Below are 18466 nucleotides of genomic sequence, written 5' to 3'. Positions count from 1 at the left end.
TTCTGGACCACCACACCAGAGTTTCTTGTACCCCCACTCTTTTCCCTTCCCCCCTCCTGGAGGGGCTCCCAAAAAAGGGGTGTTTGCGGGCCCTGTGCTCCCCCCCCCCCCCACCGGTTGGATCAGCGGCGTTGCACGAACACGCCGACGTTGCTCCACCCGCCGGTGAGCGAGTAGAGCGGTGTGTTCTGGAACCCGGGCGCGGTCGCCCCGGTGGAGGTGAAGCGCCAGGCGTAGAGCATGTCGCCGGCGCGGCCGATCAGGTCGGTGCAGCCGTCCTGGTCGTAGTCGCTGCTGAAGATGGTGCTGATGGACGACCATCCGCTGCCGATACCGGCCGTGGGGCCGCGGCTGATGACGTTGTTGACGGTCGTGTTCGGGATGATGGACAGGTAGTCGCCGTTGGTGGACCAGACGGCGATGTCGACCCGGCCGTCACCGTTGAAGTCGCCGGGGACGACGCGGCCGTAGTTGACCCAGTCACCGGCGTTGCTCAGGTAGACCAGCGGCGCGACGGTGTAGGTGCTCGTGTAGGTCATCCGCCACACGTAGCCCTCGGTGGAGCTGCGGCCGAGGAAGTCGGTGATGCCGTCGCTGTCGAAGTCGACGGCCCAGATCGACGTCACCGAGGACCAGCCGGTGCCGATGCTCACCCGCGTGCCGCGGCTGAGCGTGCCGCCCGAGCTGGTGTTGGGGATGATGTACATGGTGTTGCCGTCGAGGCTGAGCGCGGCGATGTCGGCCTTGCCGTCGCCGTTGAAGTCACCGCTCATCAGCCTGGTGACGCTGCCCCAGTCGCTGCCGAGCGTGACGTATGCGGCGAGACCGAAGTTGCCCGGCGTGCTGATGTTGCGCCACAGGAACAGGTCGTTGGCGCCGCTCCTGCCCAGCACGTCGAGCTTGCCGTCGCCGTCCCAGTCGACCAGCATGTGGCTGCTCACGGTCGCCCAGCCGGAGGACGCCTGCGACGAGGCGGCGCGGGTCAGGTTGCCGCCGCTGCTGGTGCCGAGGCTGATGTACAGGGTTCCGCCGCTGGTGTCGTAGTACAGCAGGTCCGGCAGCAGGTCGCCGTCGAGGTCGGCGATGTTGCCGGCCGACGCGGGCAGCTTCGGGCGCGGGTTCATCGCGGCCGTGACCACGTGCGGGTCGGCGAACGTCTGCACGTCGGCGACCTGCCCGGCGAAGTAGTCGGTGCGCACGTCGTTGTTCTTCTGCGCGCCGATGATGAGGTTGCCGGTCGTCGGCCAGGTGACGGCCGGGTAGTGGTGCGCCGTCGCGGCCAGCTTGCCGTTGACGTACAGCGCCATGATGCCGGTGCTCGCGTCGAACCCGGCCTCGACGTGCGTCCACACGCCGGCCTGCGCCTTGCCCGTGGACCGGGCCGTGTCGTAGGACCAGCCGGTGGTGTCCGACGTCGCCATGCCGAACTGCCAGGTCTTGTCGACCGGTTCGATCCGCACGAAGAAGCGGGCGGAGTGCGCGCCGTCCTCGGAGATCACGACGCCACCGGCCGCGGCCGGCTTGACCCATGCGGACACCGAGAACGACGTCGTGGTGTCGATCAGCCTGGAGCTGGACGACAGCACGCCGGTCGGGCTCGCGACCGGTGCGCCGCTAGCGTCGGTGTTGAGCCGCACGTCCGGGCTGTACAGGTCGCCGGTGTGCCAGACGGCGGTGCCGGAGCCGGTCAGCGGGGTGGTGCCGACGCTGTCCGCGGCGGTGCCGACGGCCGTGCCGGGCGTGGTGCCGTCGGACAGCTTCCAGTGGTGCACGGCCGTGGTCAGCGTCTGCGGCGCCTGCGCGGTGATCGTGCCCGTGGTGCCGGTCAGGTTGCTGACCAGCCATGCCTTGCTGATGAGCCCGGCGCCCAGCGTCCACAGGTCGGCGGTGCCGTCCCGGTTGATGTCCGCGGCCTGCAGCACGTTGGACACGCCGATGTTGAAGCCCGTCGACAGCCGGTACTGGCTGTAGCTGAGGACCTGCGTGCCCAGGTTGAACTGCAGGGCGTTCCACAGGTACAGCTCGCCGGACTGCTTGCGCCACAGGAACATCGACGTGCCGCCGGCCACCTGGCAGGTGACGATGGTCCACGTGTTCCAGTCGGTGCCGCCGGTCGGGGTCAGGTTGGTCAGCTGGGCCGGGAACTGGTAGTTGTTCGTGCCGTTCTGGCTGGCGATGTACGTGAGGTAGTAGCCGTTCGTGGCGTCGCCGTTGAGGGTGATCAGGTCCGGGTAGGCCAGGCCCTGGCCGGAGCTGTTGCCGGCGTTGGCCACCTGTAGCGGGTTGAGGCCGTTGATGTCCGACAGCAGCCCGGCGGAGATGTTGACCTCGTAGCCGCGATGGGCCTGCAGGGCGGAGCCGTCGCCGGTCCCGTCGATGACCATGCCGCTGCCGGGGTTGGCGCCGCCCGGGTAGTACACCAGGTGGTCCTGCAGGTTCGTGCCGCGGAACCGGCCGGTGACGCTCTGCGCCCCGGCGAAGTTCGCCGGGGAGTTGTCGCCGACGACGCCGTTGCCGTAGATCCCGACGTTGGCCGCGTAGCTCCGCAGCGTCCCGCCGCTGGCCCCCGGCGTCTGCCACAGCCCGGCCGGCAGGCCGTTGACCCCGCCGACGGTGTGCAGGTCGGGCAGGCCGTCGCCGGTCGTGTCCTGGTCGGCGGCGAGCGTGGCGGCGGTGGAGTTGAAGATGACCGTCGCGGTGTCGCCGATGTTGCCGGACAGGCTGGTCACGGTCAGCACGTTCGTGGCCCGGGTCGGGGTCACGGTGATGCTGGCGTTGCCGCCGGTGGCGGTCGCCTGCCCCGCCGGGCCGCCGTTGAGCTGGTACAGGTAGCCGGTGGGCACCGAGCCCGTCGGAGGCTTGGCGACGGTGAACGTCGCCGGTTGCGCGATCGTCGTGGTGGCTGGTTTCGTCACCACGGGCGCGCCGGCCCGCGTCGGGTCGAACGCGAACGTGCACGTCGGCGACCAGGCACTGGTCGCCATGGTGTCGGTCGTCTGCACCTTCCACGAGAACTGGGTCAGCGACGAGCCCGCCGCCGTCTTCAGCGTCGCCTGCGGCACGATGAGCGTCGCGTGGCTGCCCGCCGGGGCGGTCAGCAGCGCCGGGTCGGAGGACGCCAGCGCCGTCTGCGACGCGTCGGAGGTCTTCCACAGCTTGAACGCGACACCGAGCTCGTTGCCGTTGCTGTCGCCGACCTTCGCGTACAGCGACACCGAGCCGTCACCGACGACCGACGGCGGCACCGCCGCGCAGGACGTCGTCGGCGACGTGCTCAGGTCCGACGGCGTCTCCGGCGCATGGTTGTAATGGATCTCTATCCTCGCCCCGCTGGGGTCGAACTCCTTGTAGCCGCTGTGGTCCGACCCGGTCTCGCCGGCCGCGGTCAGGCCGAACGTGCGCACCGTCTTGCCGGTGGCGACGTCGCTGCGGATGGTGTTGGCCACGTCGAAGCCCTCGCCGGCCGGCTGGCAGCTGGTGTTGTACCCATGCGCGAAGCTCTTCTCGGTGACGGCCGAGCCGAGCTGCCCGTTCCACGAGTTCCAGCTGGCGTTCGTCGACGTCAGCACCATCGAGGGCGCGTGCACGTAGACGGTCCGCGCGGAGCACGACCACGAGTACGTGTTGTGCATGTAGAACGTCGCCGAGTTGATCGTCGCACCGGCGAGGGTCGTGACGGGGATCGGGAAGTTCACCAGCGTGTGCGAGAAGATCGAGCCCGAGTTGCCGACCTGCATGCGGCCCTGCGGGTCCGGGGTGCTCTTCCAGTACTTCGTCGACGGGAAGTTCTGCGTGACGGTCGACCAGCCGTTCTGGGGGGAGCCGGCAGGCGTCCACGTCGGGTCGATGTAGACCGGATACTGGGTGTCCGCGCCGTTCAGCAGGCCCTTGTCCGGGGTCAGGCCGATCGTCGCCTCGTTCGCCGATTTGCGCGTCACCTTGACCGCGCTCTTCGTCGTCCTGCCGGGGCGGACCGCGTCCTTGCCCGCGCTCGCGGACTTGTCCGCGGCGATCGACGTCGACGGCGACGAGTCCCACATCGTCGGGGCGGGTGCGGCGAACCTCACCTTGCCGCGCCGGTCCTTGGCGCTGAGGTTGCCCTCGCTGTCCGCCTCGACGCTGACGCCGTCGCCCTTGACGCCGAGGGCGAGCTCCTTGAGCCGCGGGTCGGCGGCGGCCTTCGCGTCGTGCACGACGAACACCTGCTGGAACCCGCCCTGCCGGTCGACGGTCACCCGCAGGTCGACGCCCGGCAGCACCGCGGTGTAGAGCGCGGTCGCGCCGTCCAGGGTCGGCTTCGGCAGGGTCATCGGTACCGTCAGCGCGAGCGTCCCGCCGGCGTCGCTCATCGTGGCGAGCGGTCCGGTGCCGCCGCCGGACAGCCGCAGACCGGTGGTGGTGTTGGCCGGAACGACACCGTCCGAAGTGGACCTCAGGGTGGCGTCGAGGTCGCGCCACGCGCTGCCGACCCGCTTGCGCACCGGCGCCGCGGTGCGGGTCAGGGTGAACGAGCCGTCGGGGTTGGCGACGAGCGTGTCCGTGTCGGTGGTGGAGCCGGTCACCGGCACGGCCTTCTTGGTCTGCCGCGCCTGTGCCGAGGCCTGCGTCGGCGTCTGCACAGTCGGCGCCGCCTCCGCACCGGCACCGTGGTCGGGCACGGGCGGCGCGGCGGCGGCCGGCGCGACCGCGCCGACGGCCCCGACCGCGGCTAAGAGCGTGATGACCGCGAACCGGAGTCCAGGTGGCGATGTCATGCGTTTCCTTTCGAGGGGGTGGGATCGGAAATGCGCAGCACTGGGACCGGGCGACCATCGATTGGTCGTCCGGTCCTTGCGGCTGGGGAATCTGTGTGGTGCGGCTCAGCTCACGTCGGCGAAGTCCCGCGCGGCGAGGCCCGCGACGGCGGCCTCGACCGCGGCCCCGGTCACTTCGGCCACGACGACGACGTTCCTGCCGACGAAGAACCCGTCGTGCCCGATGTCGTCCTGGATGTGCTGGCCCAACCTGGTCGGGTCGTAGAACTGCAGCGCGGCCTCGCCACCGTCCCATCGGACGGTCACGTCGATCCACCCCTTCGTCCCGACCATGGACCAGTCGTATTCGTCCAGCTCGCCCGGGAAGCTGATCCGGAACTCCATCTCATGCCCTCCGGCAGCGCTCCGCGGCGGTCCGCCGAAGTCGTGGCGGGAGAGCCGCGTCCGCAGGCGGCCGGCGGGGATCTCGCCGGCGCGGCGCACGCAGAAGCTGCGGTGATCCAGACATGGTGAAGCCTTCCCTCAACGTCGGCCGATGGCGTCCATGAGGGTTGCGGGCATCGATGCCCGCCCCCGTGCCGAGCACTCTCGCATGTTCCGTGGCGGATCGGAGATCACGGATTCGTAACATGCCGATCTCTGAATGTCTCGAATCGGGCTCAACAACCGCACATGCCGCCGCCGGAACGCCGGCGAGGTGGTGATCGTCACTGTGTCGAGAGCGAAGGAAAAGCGCGCGAATAGCAAGGAAAGAGCAAGGAATAGCGCAAGGGGCGCCGGTGCGGTCACCGGCGCCCCTTGCTGGTCAGCGGATCAGCTCGTCGTCGCCGCCGGACCGGCCGTGCGGGCGCCCGCGACGGCCGCGGTGCGCGGCGGGATCGACGACGTGTCGAACGCGTAGGTGATCACGGCGGTCGCGATCGCGTCGGCGTTCGTGTCCAGGGCGAACGTGTTGATGTTGCCGACGAGCGTGTACTGCTGCCGCAGCTGGGCGTAGAGCGCGGCGTCGCCGCCCTTCTGCGTGACACGGAACAGGTCGTCGCAGGCCTTGTGGTAGCAGGGGTCGTAGGGGACGTCCGCGACGCCGCCGAACTTCGCGACGTCGGCGGCGGTCTTGACGACCTCCGCGCCGGTGAAGAGGCCGCCGGCCGGGATGTTGACACCCGCGGCGATGAACGGGCCGTAGTCGGAGCGGCCGGTGAAGTCCGCGGCGTTCGTCTGCTGGCCGCGGGAGGCGAAGAACGCCTCGAAGAGCTTCTCGATCTGCGCGGAGCCGGCCGGGCCGGGACCCGCACCGGACGCGGCGGAGTCGTCGCCGTCGTAGACGCCGAACATGTAGTTGGGCGAGGCGACCATGTCGAAGTTGAGGTACAGGCGGATCTGCGCCCGCTGCGCCGGGGTGAGGCTGTTGACGTAGAAGGTCGAGCCGACGAGGCTCGCCTCCTCAGCACCCCACCAGGCGAAGCGAACCTTGTTCACCGGCTTGGTGCGGGCCATCTGCAGGGCGACCTCGAGCAGGGCGGCGCTGCCGCTGCCGTTGTCGTTGATGCCGTTGCCCTCGGGCACCGAGTCCAGGTGCGCGCCGGCCATGACGACGTTGCCCGCGTCGCCGGTCTTCGTCTCGGCGATCACGTTCTCCGTGTCGCGGATCTCGGCCGTCGTCGACGTGGTGAGGTGGACGGTGAGCCCGGGCGTGGTGGAGAACGCCTCGCCGGTCGCGTAGGACACGCCGATCGCCGGGATGCCGACGGGCGCGCCGAGGGTGCCGAGCAGCAGCGAGTACCGGTCGGGTGCGGTGACCGGGTCGCCGTTGCCCTGATTCATGACGATCGCGCCGACGGCGCCGGCCGCTTCGGCGTTGGCGGCCTTGGTGCCGAACGGGCACCCGCCGCGCTGCATGAGCGCGATCTTCCCGGCGACGGCCGCGGTGAAGTCGGCCGCCTCGCAGCCGGAGGTGACGTCGACACGCGGGGCGACCAGGTTCAGGTCGACGGGCACGACCGCCGCGGTGACGTCACCGGAGCCGGAGCAGGTCATGACGTCGTAGTCGGTGCCTTCGACGTACGTCGCCGGCGCCGGGGCGGTCTGCGCGAACGCCGAGCCCTCCTCCTCGCAGAAGTTGAACTGGAACGGCTGCCGGGTCACCTGGTAGCCGGCGTGCCGCAGGGCGGCGGCGACGTAGTCGGCGCTGCGCTGGTGGCCCGGGGTGCCGGAGGCGCGGTTGCCGCCGCTCAGGTCACCGATCAGTTGCAGCGCGAGCAGGTGCCGCAGGACGCCGGGCAGCGTCACGGCCTTGGTCAGCTGTTTCGGTGTACTGATACCGGGACCGCCGGCGCTGGCAGGTGCCGGCGAGACGAGCCCGGCCGATCCCACCAGCACCGCGACGGTCGCCGCGCCCACGAATCTGCGAAGCACGTTGTGCTCTCCCCTCCTCGTCGAGGTACGAGGAAGGACTGTATGCAGATCCGCAAGATCGACGGTAGTTGATGCATGTCCGATTTCGCGCCATCTGCGGGCGCGTCCTCGGTTACTTGGCGCCGAGCAGGTCCACGACGAAGCGCAGGGTGCCGCCGGGCGCGCCGTTGCCCGGGTTGTCGCCGTAGGCCAGCGAGGCCGGGATGTCGAGCTGGACCCGGCTGCCGATCTTGACGCCCTGCAGGCCCTGGTCCCAGCCCTGGATGACGCCGCCGGCGCCGAGCTGGAACTCGAACGGCTGCGAGCGCTTCCAGGACGAGTCGAACTCCTTGCCGTCGGCGAAGGTGACGCCGACGTAGTTCACGGTGACGGTCTGCCCCGACTGCGCGACCGGGCCCTTGCCCTCGATCAGCGTGGTGACCACGAGCTTCGACACGGTGCCGGTCCCGGCCGTCGCGACCGGCTTGGTGCCGAGCGCCGGGTCGGCGTCCACGGGCAGCGGCGGGAACGCGGCGACCTGCGACGGGGTGTCCGCACCCGGCGCGGAGGCCTCGCTGCTCGTGCCGGACGCCGGCGTCGACGGGTCACCGGACTGCGCATACCAGGCGATCCCGACGATGATCAGCAGGACGGCGAGGGCGGACCCGACGATGCCCAGCATCCGCCGGCGCTTCTCCGCCGCGGCCGCCTTCGCGCGGGCGGCCTTCGCCGCGGCACGCTTCTCGGCCTTGTCCAACTGGGTGCTGGCAGCGCGCTTGTTCGCTGCGCCGCGCTGCGAGGTCGCCACACGTTCGGTCACCGCAACACCATACGGCGGTGAACTGCGACTGACCACTGTGTCCCGATCTGAACCTGCTGGGAGTCACGGCGGGCCGTCGCGGACCACCCCGCGGACGCGGTCGGCGGTCAGGCCGACGGGATCGAGCTCCGTCAGCAGCCAGGTGGCGCCCGCCCGCACGTACGGGCCGGGATCGCCGCCGGGCGGGAGCTCGACCGCGACGTCGAACGGCCCTTCCGGCGCCGGCATCCTGCCGAGGGCCTCGGCCAGCTCGTCGGCGTGCCGCAGGTTGACCGGGAAGTACCCCTGATACCTGGCGGCCCGCCGCAGCGGCCGCACGCTGCCGGGCATGGCCGCCACCCACACCGGCACCCCGGGCGCCTGCACCGGCCTCGGCAGGAACGTCACGTCGTCGACGACATAGTGCGCCCCATGATGCCGCACCGGGTCGCCGGACCACGCGGCGGTGAGGATCGCCAGGGCCTCGTCGAGCATCTGGCCGCGCGCCCGGTCGTCGGTCTGCTCGCCGAACTTGGAGAACTCGCCGCCGAACCGGTCACCGCCGATGCCGACGCCGAGCGTGAGCCTGCCGCCGCTGAGCCGGTCGAGGGTCGCGGTCTCCCGGGCGACCTTGGCCGGCCGCCGCCGCGGCAGCGGGGTGACCATCGGCCCGATCCGCAGCCGTTCGGTGCTGACGGCGACCGCGGCGAGCGTGATCCACGGGTCGGCGAGCCGCTGGATGGGCGCGCCCCACCGGACGTGGTCCCAGACGAAACATCCGTCCCAGCCGGCCTCTTCCGCCTCCGCCGCGAGGCGCGCGACGAGCAGGGGGTCCGCCAGCTCGTCGAACAGCGGCAGCCAGATCGCGTTCTTGCTCATGCCGTGTACCCGTCCAGGAGCTCCGCCAGCTCGGCGGGGCGGCTCAGCGCCACGCAGTGCCCGGCGTCGATCTCGTCGGGGACGATGCCGAGCCGCTGCGGGACCAGCTTCCGGAACAGGCCGGGCGGGAAGCAGCGGTCCCGCGCGCACAGCACGAATCGCGTCGGCACCGCCGGCCACCGGTCCAGCGGCCACGGCTTCGCCGTCGCCGTCCGCGACGGGTGCGCGCGTTCCCGGCGCCGCATCTGCTCGGCCAGGTCGCGGGGCACGTCGTGGTAGAACATGACGTCCGGGTCGTCGTTGCCGGTCAGCCCGCCGTCGCGGGCCGCCTGCTCCCGGACCGCGTCCTGGTAGCCGGCGCCGCCGCCCCAGTCGGCGGGCCGCTCGCCCGGCACGGGGATCATCCCGGCGACGAGCACGAGGGTGTCGGCGGCGAGCCGGTCCGCGACGAGCGGTGCGGTGAACGCGCCGAACGAGTGCCCGACGACGACGGCGTGCGTCCGGTCCCCGACGGCCGCGACGACCGCGTCGGCGTAGGTGGTCAGGTCGGCGGTGTCGTCGTCGGCGGGCAGGTCCGGCGCGACGACGTCATGGCCGCGGGCCCGCAGTTCGGCGGCGACGAGGTGCCAGGACCAGGCCGAGTCTCCCCCGCCGTGGATCAGTACGAACGTGCTCATGCCCTCACGCTATGCCCGGTGTTCCATGCTGAAAAGCGATCATTGGCGATGGTGTCGATCGCCTCCCGCGATACTCTGGACGGGTGTCCGATGTCGAACTGCGCCACCTCGCCACGATGGCCGCGGTCGTCGAGGAGGGCTCCTTCAGCCGGGCCGCCGCCCGCCTGGGCTACACCCAGTCGACGGTCAGCCAGCAGATCGCCGGCCTGGAGAAGGCCGTCGGCGGCGCCGTGTTCGACCGTCCCGGCGGCCCGAAGCCGGTGCGCCTCACCCCGCTCGGCCAGGTGGTCCTCACCCACGGCCGTGACCTGCTCGCCCGGACGCGGGCGATGACCGACGCCATCGACCGGTTCCGCGCCGGTGAGGGACGCGTCGACATCGGCACCTTCCAGAGCCTGTCGACGGCGGTCCTGCCGCTGCTCATCCGCCGTCTGCGCGAGGAGTATCCGGCCTGCGACATCCGGCTGTTCGAGGAGGAGACCGACCCGCCGCGGCTCGCCGCCGTCGACCTCATGTTCTTCGACGGCCGCGTCGACGGCGACGTCGAGCACCGCAAGCTCCTCGACGACCCGTACGTCCTGGTCGCCCGCCGCGGCGACTTCCCGCCCGGTCCCGTGCCGCTGACCGGCCTGCACCGGGCGCCGATGGTCGCCTGGCCGCCGGTCTGCGACCAGCCCCGGGTGGAGGACACCCTGGCCCGCGCCGGCGTCGAGCCCCGCATCGTGTTCCGCACCGCCGGCAACGACGCGGTCCTGTCGATGGTGCGGGCGGGAATCGGCTCGGCGATCCTGCCGCGGCTCGTCCTCGACGGTCCCGCCCACGACGACACGCTGTCGGTGCACGCGCTGCACCCGCCGTTCCCGCCGCGGGAGATCTACCTGCTGTGGCAGGCGGGCCGCACGCATTCACCGCTCGCGGCCCGCGCCATCGAACTCGCCCTGGACATCACGGCCGCCTACCGCACGACGTGACGTCCCGCCGGGCTTTACCAGGCGAGCCGGCGGCGCTTCCGCCGGCCGGTCAGCCGCTCCGCGGTGGACACGCCGCGCCGCAGCAGCCGGCTGGCCCGCGTCGAACCGCGTCGCGCCTCGATCCGGTCGCTGACCTTCCTGGCCCCGGCGATCGCCAGCGGCACCGCGATCGCGGCAACCGCCCACCGAGCGATCATCTTCGGCAACATGGCCGGCCTCCCGTATCCCAGTCGATGTGCGTTCAGCGCTGGGATACCCGCTCGTAGCCGGCGCCAACCACCTCGGGCGGCGCCTCGGCCTCCGGCGCGGGGCGGCGGAACGTCCACCACCGGTACAGCACGTAGTTGAAGACGAGCGTGCACCCGCCGGCGGCGACCCGGGCGATCGCGAGGTGGACACCGAGTTCCTGCAGCCCGAGGACCGCCCCCACGGTGAGCGCGTAGTCCCCGAGGACCTGCACCACGAACCGCGCGACCTGCGGCCCCACCGCCCGATGACCCGCGTCGAAGGTGAAGTACCGGTTCAGCACGAAGTTCAGCGCGTACGTCGCCCAGAACGCGATCGTCACGCACGCGAACGCCGGCAGCGGCGTGGTGGCCTTCAACACCAGCAGCAGCGCGACGTCGAACCCGAACCCGAGCCCCGCGAACGCGAGGAACCGGACGACCGGATGCCGCCACACCATCAGGACTCTCCCCAGCACGGCGGTGACCTTACCGCCGCCGGTTGAACGGTTCGGTGAATTCGCCGGGTCCGGGCCTACGATCATCGGCGTGGCCGAGACCGTGATGCTGATGTTCAGCTACTTCGAGCACGACTGGGACGACGACATCGACGGCGCCGAGGCGATGAACGCCGAGCTGATGCGCCGGGTCGCCGAGGGCGCATGGCAGCCCTGCACGGGTGCCGAGCCCGACCCGGAGGACATCGCGTCGGTCGAGGAGCTCGAAGCGCAGGCGCGTGAGGCGATCGACGAGTGGGACGTCCCCGACGACGTCGTCCGGATCCCGATCGAGCGGCTGCGGGCACTCATCGCCGCCGGCGGCTGGATCTTCGTCGCCGGGGAGTTCATGGAGTTCGAGGGCCACCACAACGACACCGAATACATCGTGAAGCTCACCCGATAGCCCCCCGGCATCTTCCGGCAAGCTCGTGGAAGGCCGCCCGCACCGCCGACGGCTGCTCCACCCACGGGAAGTGCGCCGCGCCGGGGATCCAGCGGTGCAGCACGTGGGCGCCCTGGAAGCGGGGTTCGTCCCACAGGTGCTGGTTGACGATCCGGTCCTGCGCGCCGCTGACGATCAGTGTCGGCGTCGACGCGGGCCACCACCGCAGCTCGTAGGTGCTGTCGAAGTTGCGGGCCGACCAGTCGACGGCGGCGGTGTTGTAGGGCATCCGGGCCAGCAGCTCCGCACCGGCGGCCACCCCGTCAGGGGTGAAGTTCCACGGCGCGGACGCCACGGCCAGCCGACCCAGGTTGGCGTCGGTCGGGTCGGCCTCGTAGACGGCGGTGGCCTCGTCGACCGCCGGCAGCGGATGCGCCCTGGTCATCTCCGCGAAGTCGGTCATCCACCCGGCGTGCGGCGCCGAGCTCACCAGGACCAGCCCGGCCAGCAGCGGCTCCAGCGCCGGCACCGACAGCAGGTACATCCCGCCCGTCGAGTGCCCGACGAGGACCGGGTCCGGCAGTGCCCGCGCCGCCTCGACGACGACATCCGGCCAGCCGGCGAAAGCGTCGCCGCCGACCGGGTTGGAGCCGTCGCCGGGCAGGTCGACCAGCCAGGTCGCCCCCGGTACACCTGCCGCGTCCGCCAGACCGTGCAGGCTCTCGGACCCGATGCCGGGCCCTCCGGGCAGCAGCAGCCAGTTGAGGTCGCCGGTCCGCTCCGCCACCTGCCGCAACCGCACCCCGGACGCCGTCCGAATCTCAGCAATTGTCACGTGGCGTGATCCTGCAGCTCAACCGCCATCCGCGCCACGTATTTCGGGCCGTGGGCACCGAATCTCCACAACCGCGGTCGATGGCGGGGCCGCGGCGCTTCTACGATTGCAGGCATGCGCGAGCCGCAGGAGTTGCTGAACAGGGACACGACGCCCGGCGCCAGCCCCGTCGTGTCGCTGCTGACCAGGCATGGCCGGCTGGATGTGCTGCGCCGCATGGCGGAGGCCGGTGACTGGGCCTGCGCCGACGCGCTCGGCGCGGAGCTGCTGGCCCGCGGCGACGTGGACGGCGCGCTCGCCGTGTACCGGCCGTTCGTGGCGCCGGACGCGTTCACGCCGGCGGTGGCGCGGATCGCGGCCGTGCAGGGCGAGGCGGGCGTCGACCTGGTCCGCCCGTTCGCCGCGGCGGGCGACCCGGACGCGGTGCTGTGCGCGGCGGAGCTGCTGGCCGGGCTGGGGCGCGTCGACGACGTGATCGACCTGCTGGGCCCGCGGCTGCACGACCCGTCCTCCGCCGCCGCACTGGTGCGCCTCAGCGCGGGCCACGGGCGCGACGCCGAGGTGGCCGCCCTGCTCAGGACCGCGTCCGACGCATCGGTGGCATTGGCGGCGGTCCTTGAGCGGCAGGGCCACGTGAGCGAGGCGGCGGCGGTGCTGCGCGCGGCCGACCCGGCCACGGACGCGCCCGAGCACCTCGCCGGCCTGCTGGCACGGCACGACCAGGCGGGCCTGGTGCGGTTCACCGCCGAGAGCGGCCACCCGGCCGCGGTCCACCGGCTCGCGGCGCTGCTGGAGCGGCAGGGCCAGGTCGACGAGGCGGTGAAGGTGCTGTGGCCGCTGGTGACCACCGGCGACGCGTTCGCCGTGCACCAGCTGGCGGACCTGCTGACCCGCCACGACCGCACCGGCGAGGCGATCGACCTGATGCGCCCGTTCGCGCTGCAGGACCCGGAGCAGTATCTCGACGGGCTGGTGACGCCGATGGTCCGGGCCGGTCGCGCCGGGGAGGCCCTGTCGATCGTCGACAACCTTGTCACACGCCCTGACCTGGACCTGACGTCGTTGCGGACCTTCCTGCTGCACGCTCTCGGCCGCATCGACGACGCCTATCTGCAGGCGCTGCCCGCGCACCACCGTGGCTACGCCGCCGAGCTGCTCGCCGACGCCGGACGCTGTGACGAGGCGATCGCCCTGCTGTGGCCCGTCCGCCACGACCACGACGCCGCCGTCCTGGCCGAGCTGCTGATCCGCGAGGGCCGCGTCGACGAGGCGATCCAGATCCTGGCCGGCCACTCCCCCGCACCGTAAGGCCGCCGCTTCCCCCGACCGAAAGCGATCAGCTTGCCGTCGGCGGTGCCAACCTCTAGGTTGTCTAGGAGACCTGGAGGATCTGGTGGTGAAAACGCCGCTGTACGTGCGGATCGAGCGGGAGCTGCGGGTGCGGCTGGACCGGGCGGCACCGGGCGACGCGCTGCCGGCGGAGTCGGTGCTCGCCGAGGAGTTCGGGGTCGCCCGGATGACCATGCGGGCCGCGCTCAACGCCATCGAGGCGGACGGGCTGATCGAGCGCATCCAGGGTCGCGGCACGTATGTGCGGCAGCGGCCCACGCAGCGGGCCGCCGGCACGCTGATGAGCTTCCAGGACCAGGTCCGCAGCTGGGGACGCACGCCGTCGTCGCGGGTCGTCGGGGCGGAGGTCCGGGCGGCGTCGGCGGACGAGGCCGCGGCGCTGCGGCCGGCCGCGACGGCGCCCGGCGTGGTCTCGATCGTCCGGGTCCGGCTGGCGGACGGGACGCCCATCGCGGTGGAGTATGCGACCTTCCCGGCCCACCTGACCGCGTTGCTCGACGCCGACCTGGAAGGCGGGTCCCTGCACCGCGCGCTGCACGACCTCGGGCTGCGCCCCACGCTGGGCTCCTCGACCCTCACCGCCCAGCCGGCCGGACCCGACGGCGAGCGGCTCAACGTGCCCGCGGCCGAGCCGCTGCTCGTCGAGACCCGGCTCATCGTCGACCAGCACTCGGCGCCGCTGGAGTACACCGTCAGCCGCTACGTCGGGTCCCGCTACGCGCTGCGGGTCACCTTCGACGTGCAGCCTCCTCAGACCGGAGCACCGTCATGAACGTCGCCAAGATGATCGACCACTCCCTGCTGCGTCCCGAGCTGACCACCGCGGACGTCGTGCGCGGCTGCGAGATCGCGGCCCGCCGCGCCGTCGCCTCGGTCTGCGTCCGCCCGTCCGACCTGCCGCTCGCCGTGTCCGCCCTGGCCGGCACGGGTGTCCTCGTCGGCACCGTGGCCGGCTTCCCGCACGGCGACACGCTGACCGCCGTCAAGGTCGCCGAGACCCGGGCGCTCGTCGCGGCCGGCGCGGACGAGATCGACATGGTCCTGCACGTCGGCCGGCTCCGCGACGGTGACGAGCGGTACGTGCGCGACGACATCGCCGCCGTGGTCGCCGCCGCCGACGGCCACGTCGTGAAGGTCATCCTCGAGAACGCCTACCTCACCGACGCGGAGAAGGTCACCGGCTGCCGGCTGGCCGAGGCGGCCGGCGCGCACTTCGTGAAGACCAGCACCGGCTTCGCCCCGGGTGGCGCCACCCTCGCCGACATCCAGCTGATGCGGGCCACCGTCTCCCCGGCCGTCCGGGTGAAGGCGGCCGGCGGGGTCCGGACCCTCGACACGCTGCTGACCCTGCACGAGGCGGGCGCCACCCGGTTCGGCGCCACCGCCACCGAGACGATCCTCGACGACTTCGCCGCCCGCGAGCGCGGCGAACGCCCCGCGCCCGGTGCGGCTCCGGCGCCCTCCGGCACCTACTGACGCCCGTGCGCTGCTGCCGTCGTCCGGCGGCGCCGGCCGATGAGCAGTTCCGCGACGACGAGGTTGATGATCCAGCCGGCGGTCTGACCGAAGGAGATCAGCGCGGGGATGTCGTCGGCGACCGGTCCTGACCCGGCTCCGCCGAACGGGATCCGGACCAGCAGCGACACGGGGACCAGGACGCGGGCGGTGACGGCGAGGAAGGTGAGCGCGTAGTTGCGCATCATCCATTCCCGGTGGGCGGTGAAGTCGTGGCGGCGGGCCGCCCGGTACGCCAGGAAACCCGTCACCAGCCACAGCACCGCGGCGGTGGTGAGACCGACCTGGGTCAGCGGCCGCCCCGACCACAGTGCCACCGGCACGGCCGTGACCGCCGCGGGCACGACGCCACCGAGCAGGTACACCCGGCCGACCAGGCGGTGCCGCCACCGGCGGCCCGCCGAGATGAACTGCAGCGGTCCGAGGACGAGCGCCACGGCGGCCGTGAAGACGTGCACGACCAGGGTGCCGTAGTGCACGGACCCGGTCACGTCGAGGCGGCTGTCGTCGATGTCGAGGCTGGTGTACGGCGCGACGAGCACGCCACCCACGGCGACGGCCACGACCAGCAGGGCCCAGCGCCGGGCCGTCATCGGTCCACCGTGAGCCCGGCCCGCACGGCGATGACGACGAGCTGCGCGCGGGTGCGGGCGTTGAGCTTCACCATGGCGCGGCCCGTGTGGGTGCGGACGGTCGCCGGGCTCAGCGACAGCTCCCGGGCGATCTCCTCGTTGGTGTTCCCGGTCGCCACCCAGGCCACGACCTCCCGCTCCCGGCCGGTCAGGGTGTCGATGCCGGTGACGGCGCCGCCGGGCTGGCTGAACAGGGACACCACCCTCCGGGTCACCGACGGCGACAGCAGTGCCTCGCCGGCCGCGACGACCCGCACGGCCCGGACCAGCTCGGCCGGGGCGGTGTCCTTCAGCACGAAGCCGGCGGCGCCCGCCTGCAGCGCCTCGAAGACGTACCGGTCGATCTCGAACGTCGTCACCATGATCACCCGGGTGGTGGGTTCGACGGCCCGCAGCGTCGCCAGGCCGTCCATGCCGGGCATCCGGATGTCGAGCAGCAGGACGTCCGGTCGCTGGTCGCGCACCACGCGCAGCGCCTCGGGGCCGGAGGCGGCCTCCGCCACCACGGTCATGTCGTCCTCCCGGTCGATGAGCACCCGCAGGCCCATGCGGACCAGGGCCTCGTCGTCGGCCAGCGCCACCCGGATCATCGGGTGCCGCCGGCCGGCAGCCACGCGCTGACCTGGAAGCCGCCGCCGTCGCGCGGCCCGGCGGCGAACCGCCCGCCGGCGGCCTCGACCCTGCGTCCCAGCCCCGCCAGTCCCCTGCCGGTGGCCGGGTCGCCGCCGGCGGCGCCGCGCCCGCGGTCACCGACCCGCACCAGCACGTCGCCGCCGTCCGGGGTCACCTGGACCTCGGCGGTCGTCGGTCCGGCGTGCCGCAGCACGTTCGTCAGCGACTCCTGCACCACCCGGAACGCCACCGCGCCCGCCTCCTCGCTCATCGCCGTCCCGGTCATCGTCAGCTCCACGGGCACGCCGGCCGCGCGGACCTCCTCGACGAGGGCTCCGATCCCCTCGATCCCGCCGCCGCCGTCGTGCGGGTGGAACGCCTCCAGCATGCGACGCAGGTCCGACAGCGACGCGCCGCTGGCCGCCTTGATCGCTTCGAGCGAGGCCCGGGCCTGGTCGGGTCGCTCGTCGAGGACCAGCAGCGCGATGCCGGCGTGCATCGCGATCAGCGCGAAGCCGTGCCCGGCGACGTCGTGGACCTCGCCGGCCATCCGTACCCGCTCGGCCGCCGCGGTCCGGGCGACGAGGTCCTGCCTGGCCCGCTCCCGGGCGACCGCCGTGACGTGCAGCAGCGCGCCCAGTGACCACGGCAGCACCACCCAGCCGGTCCAGCCGAGGGCGAGGAAGATCGGCTGGTGCAGGCCCGGCATCGTCCGCAGCAGCACCGTCGCCGAGGCGGCCAGCGCCGCGATCACGCAGGCGACGGCCGAGACCCGCAGCCGGCGCCGTCTCGCGACCTCGAACATGGCGGCGACCATGCACAGCTGCACCGGACCGTACGGGTACCCGGCGAGCAGGTAGCCGCTGACGGTCAGCACGGCACCGCCGAGCGCCCACTCCGGCCTGTGCCGCAGCCCGGCCGTGACCAGCGCGGCGACCGCGGCCAGGGCGATCGCGCCGGGGTCCGGGCCCGCGACGGCGGCCGTGCCGGCGGCGATCACGGCGGCCGCGCCGAGGACCCACGCCGTGTCCCTCATCCGGTGCGCCCGCGCCGCGCCGCCGGGCCCGGCGACGTCCGGGGCATCGTGTTCGTCACGGCTCGACTGTCCTGCATCGCGGCCGTGCCGTCGTCATCCCGGCGATGACACCGGGCTACGCAAACCTGCGTACATGGGTTCTGGACCCGTGTCGCCCCGCGGTCAGTGGCAGTGCGGCTGCTCCGCGCCCGCGACGGGGGTCACGCCCGGGCGGGTCCACTGCGGCACGGGACGGCCGTCGCGGCGCCAGCGCGTGTACGTCGGGTCCTGCGGCCAGCCGCCGGGCGAGGACTCCCAGGTCTCCTGCCGGCCGTAGACCGTCATGTCCAGGAGCTTGTGCGACGCCATGATGGCCTCGACGCCGCGGTCGGTCGTCTCGTAGGTGAGGAAGAACCGGTCGTCGCGGCGCAGGTAGCAGGCGATGACGCCGCCGCCCGCATAGGCCGGGTCGTCGATGCCGTAGGTGGAATACCACGGGTGGGTGTAGCCCATGAACTCCCGGAACGGGGCCAGCTGGTAATACGGCCCCTCGCCGAGGACGGCGAAGGAGATGCCGCGTTCGTTGAGATACGCGGCGTCCTGGAAGTCCCAGATGGAGGCGGTGCAGCCCTCGCACTGCTCCTCGAACGGCTTGTCCAGGTGCCACATGTGCTTGTAGACCACGAGCTGGTCGCGGCCCTGGAAGATGTCCGCGAACGGTGTCGGGCCGCCCGCGCCGACCAGGGAGATCGGGGTGACCTCCACCATCGGCAGGCGGCGGCGGGCGGCGGCGATCGCGTCGCCCTCACGCGTGTGCGCCTTCTCGCGGACCAGCAGCGCGTCCCGCTCGCGGAGCCAGGCCTCGCGGTCGACGACGGCCGGGGCGGGGATCACGGTCATGATGCTATCTTAAACATAGTTCATACT

The 18466-nt window shown here is 72.3% G+C and carries 18 protein-coding genes; 5 read left to right on the top strand and 13 right to left on the bottom strand.

Annotated elements, in window-relative coordinates:
* Window positions 1–122 precede the first annotated feature (122 nt).
* The 6 genes from ACZ6TV_RS14235 to ACZ6TV_RS14210 all read right to left on the bottom strand — a co-directional run bounded on the left by ACZ6TV_RS14235 (window position 123) and on the right by ACZ6TV_RS14210 (window position 9503).
* Window positions 123–4754 carry an FG-GAP-like repeat-containing protein gene (locus tag ACZ6TV_RS14235; RefSeq protein ID WP_465297576.1) on the bottom strand — a complete coding sequence of 1544 codons (4632 nt, stop codon included), beginning with the start codon at window positions 4752–4754 and terminating at the stop codon, window positions 123–125.
* 105 nt (window positions 4755–4859) lie between these two features.
* Window positions 4860–5138, bottom strand: a complete 279-nt coding sequence (locus tag ACZ6TV_RS14230) for a hypothetical protein (RefSeq protein ID WP_465297575.1) — start codon at window positions 5136–5138, stop codon at window positions 4860–4862.
* A 429-nt stretch (window positions 5139–5567) separates the two neighbouring features.
* Window positions 5568–7169, bottom strand: a complete 1602-nt coding sequence (locus ACZ6TV_RS14225) for a M28 family metallopeptidase (RefSeq protein ID WP_465297574.1) — start codon at window positions 7167–7169, stop codon at window positions 5568–5570.
* 112 nt (window positions 7170–7281) lie between these two features.
* Window positions 7282–7968, bottom strand: coding sequence for an FKBP-type peptidyl-prolyl cis-trans isomerase (locus tag ACZ6TV_RS14220; protein WP_465297573.1), 687 nt, complete (start codon window positions 7966–7968; stop codon window positions 7282–7284).
* A 63-nt stretch (window positions 7969–8031) separates the two neighbouring features.
* Window positions 8032–8826: an LLM class flavin-dependent oxidoreductase gene (locus ACZ6TV_RS14215; RefSeq protein WP_465297572.1), complete on the bottom strand. Its 795-nt coding sequence runs from the start codon at window positions 8824–8826 to the stop codon at window positions 8032–8034.
* Window positions 8823–9503, bottom strand: a complete 681-nt coding sequence (locus tag ACZ6TV_RS14210; protein WP_465297571.1) for an alpha/beta fold hydrolase — start codon at window positions 9501–9503, stop codon at window positions 8823–8825. The genes ACZ6TV_RS14215 and ACZ6TV_RS14210 overlap by 4 nt, the downstream gene beginning before the upstream one ends.
* Before the next feature lie 83 nt (window positions 9504–9586).
* Here ACZ6TV_RS14210 and ACZ6TV_RS14205 point away from each other — a divergent pair, with 83 nt between their 5' ends.
* Window positions 9587–10474, top strand: a complete 888-nt coding sequence (locus ACZ6TV_RS14205) for a LysR family transcriptional regulator (protein ID WP_465297570.1) — start codon at window positions 9587–9589, stop codon at window positions 10472–10474.
* Window positions 10475–10488: 14 nt separating this feature from the next.
* Here ACZ6TV_RS14205 and ACZ6TV_RS14200 read toward each other — a convergent pair whose 3' ends face one another.
* Together ACZ6TV_RS14200 and ACZ6TV_RS14195 are read right to left on the bottom strand one after the other, a co-directional pair.
* Window positions 10489–10671: a hypothetical protein gene (locus ACZ6TV_RS14200; protein WP_465297569.1), complete on the bottom strand. Its 183-nt coding sequence runs from the start codon at window positions 10669–10671 to the stop codon at window positions 10489–10491.
* Between the two features lie 44 nt (window positions 10672–10715).
* Complete coding sequence (locus ACZ6TV_RS14195; protein WP_465297568.1) at window positions 10716–11177, bottom strand: GtrA family protein; 462 nt, start codon at window positions 11175–11177, stop codon at window positions 10716–10718.
* Between the two features lie 70 nt (window positions 11178–11247).
* On the opposite strand from ACZ6TV_RS14195, the gene ACZ6TV_RS14190 reads away from it, so the two are divergent.
* On the top strand, window positions 11248–11601 hold the full coding sequence (locus ACZ6TV_RS14190) for a hypothetical protein (protein WP_465297567.1): 354 nt from the start codon (window positions 11248–11250) through the stop codon (window positions 11599–11601).
* Here ACZ6TV_RS14190 and ACZ6TV_RS14185 read toward each other — a convergent pair.
* The gene (locus tag ACZ6TV_RS14185; RefSeq protein WP_465297566.1) at window positions 11591–12415 is read right to left on the bottom strand and encodes an alpha/beta fold hydrolase; all 825 of its coding nucleotides are present in this window, start codon (window positions 12413–12415) and stop codon (window positions 11591–11593) included. The genes ACZ6TV_RS14190 and ACZ6TV_RS14185 overlap by 11 nt on opposite strands.
* Before the next feature lie 114 nt (window positions 12416–12529).
* Between ACZ6TV_RS14185 and ACZ6TV_RS14180 the strand changes: the two genes are divergently transcribed.
* The 3 genes from ACZ6TV_RS14180 (at window position 12530) to deoC (ending at window position 15241) form a co-directional block, all read left to right on the top strand.
* Window positions 12530–13723, top strand: coding sequence for a hypothetical protein (locus ACZ6TV_RS14180; protein ID WP_465297565.1), 1194 nt, complete (start codon window positions 12530–12532; stop codon window positions 13721–13723).
* Window positions 13724–13811: 88 nt separating this feature from the next.
* Window positions 13812–14537, top strand: coding sequence for a GntR family transcriptional regulator (locus ACZ6TV_RS14175; RefSeq protein WP_465297564.1), 726 nt, complete (start codon window positions 13812–13814; stop codon window positions 14535–14537).
* On the top strand, window positions 14534–15241 hold the full coding sequence (gene deoC / locus ACZ6TV_RS14170) for a deoxyribose-phosphate aldolase (protein ID WP_465297563.1): 708 nt from the start codon (window positions 14534–14536) through the stop codon (window positions 15239–15241). The genes ACZ6TV_RS14175 and deoC overlap by 4 nt, the downstream gene beginning before the upstream one ends.
* Here deoC and ACZ6TV_RS14165 read toward each other — a convergent pair.
* The 4 genes from ACZ6TV_RS14165 to ACZ6TV_RS14150 all read right to left on the bottom strand — a co-directional run bounded on the left by ACZ6TV_RS14165 (window position 15235) and on the right by ACZ6TV_RS14150 (window position 18439).
* On the bottom strand, window positions 15235–15873 hold the full coding sequence (locus ACZ6TV_RS14165; protein ID WP_465297562.1) for a DUF2306 domain-containing protein: 639 nt from the start codon (window positions 15871–15873) through the stop codon (window positions 15235–15237). The two genes, deoC and ACZ6TV_RS14165, sit on opposite strands and share 7 nt — an antisense overlap.
* A complete protein-coding gene (locus ACZ6TV_RS14160; protein WP_465297686.1) occupies window positions 15870–16502 on the bottom strand; it encodes a response regulator in 633 nt (210 codons plus the stop codon). The genes ACZ6TV_RS14165 and ACZ6TV_RS14160 overlap by 4 nt, the downstream gene beginning before the upstream one ends.
* Window positions 16499–17560 carry a sensor histidine kinase gene (locus tag ACZ6TV_RS14155; protein ID WP_465297561.1) on the bottom strand — a complete coding sequence of 354 codons (1062 nt, stop codon included), beginning with the start codon at window positions 17558–17560 and terminating at the stop codon, window positions 16499–16501. Before ACZ6TV_RS14155 ends, ACZ6TV_RS14160 begins: the two co-directional genes overlap by 4 nt.
* A 162-nt stretch (window positions 17561–17722) precedes the next feature.
* Window positions 17723–18439 (bottom strand): DUF899 family protein, encoded by a 717-nt coding sequence (locus ACZ6TV_RS14150; RefSeq protein WP_465297560.1) that lies wholly within the window; start codon window positions 18437–18439, stop codon window positions 17723–17725.
* Window positions 18440–18466 lie beyond the last annotated feature (27 nt).

The sequence above is a fragment of the Dactylosporangium sp. NPDC051087 genome, from assembly GCF_055586325.1.
This window is presented reverse-complemented; position numbering and strand designations above follow the sequence as displayed.

Coding starts and splice junctions, on each gene's coding strand:
- ACZ6TV_RS14235 (WP_465297576.1), bottom strand. CDS start 4,754: ATGACATCGCCACCTGGACTCCGGTTCGCGGTCATCACGCTCTTAGCC.
- ACZ6TV_RS14230 (WP_465297575.1), bottom strand. CDS start 5,138: ATGGAGTTCCGGATCAGCTTCCCGGGCGAGCTGGACGAATACGACTGG.
- ACZ6TV_RS14215 (WP_465297572.1), bottom strand. CDS start 8,826: ATGAGCAAGAACGCGATCTGGCTGCCGCTGTTCGACGAGCTGGCGGAC.
- ACZ6TV_RS14210 (WP_465297571.1), bottom strand. CDS start 9,503: ATGAGCACGTTCGTACTGATCCACGGCGGGGGAGACTCGGCCTGGTCC.
- ACZ6TV_RS14200 (WP_465297569.1), bottom strand. CDS start 10,671: ATGATCGCTCGGTGGGCGGTTGCCGCGATCGCGGTGCCGCTGGCGATC.
- ACZ6TV_RS14180 (WP_465297565.1), top strand. CDS start 12,530: ATGCGCGAGCCGCAGGAGTTGCTGAACAGGGACACGACGCCCGGCGCC.
- deoC (WP_465297563.1), top strand. CDS start 14,534: ATGAACGTCGCCAAGATGATCGACCACTCCCTGCTGCGTCCCGAGCTG.
- ACZ6TV_RS14165 (WP_465297562.1), bottom strand. CDS start 15,873: ATGACGGCCCGGCGCTGGGCCCTGCTGGTCGTGGCCGTCGCCGTGGGT.
- ACZ6TV_RS14160 (WP_465297686.1), bottom strand. CDS start 16,502: ATGATCCGGGTGGCGCTGGCCGACGACGAGGCCCTGGTCCGCATGGGC.
- ACZ6TV_RS14155 (WP_465297561.1), bottom strand. CDS start 17,560: ATGAGGGACACGGCGTGGGTCCTCGGCGCGGCCGCCGTGATCGCCGCC.
- ACZ6TV_RS14150 (WP_465297560.1), bottom strand. CDS start 18,439: ATGACCGTGATCCCCGCCCCGGCCGTCGTCGACCGCGAGGCCTGGCTC.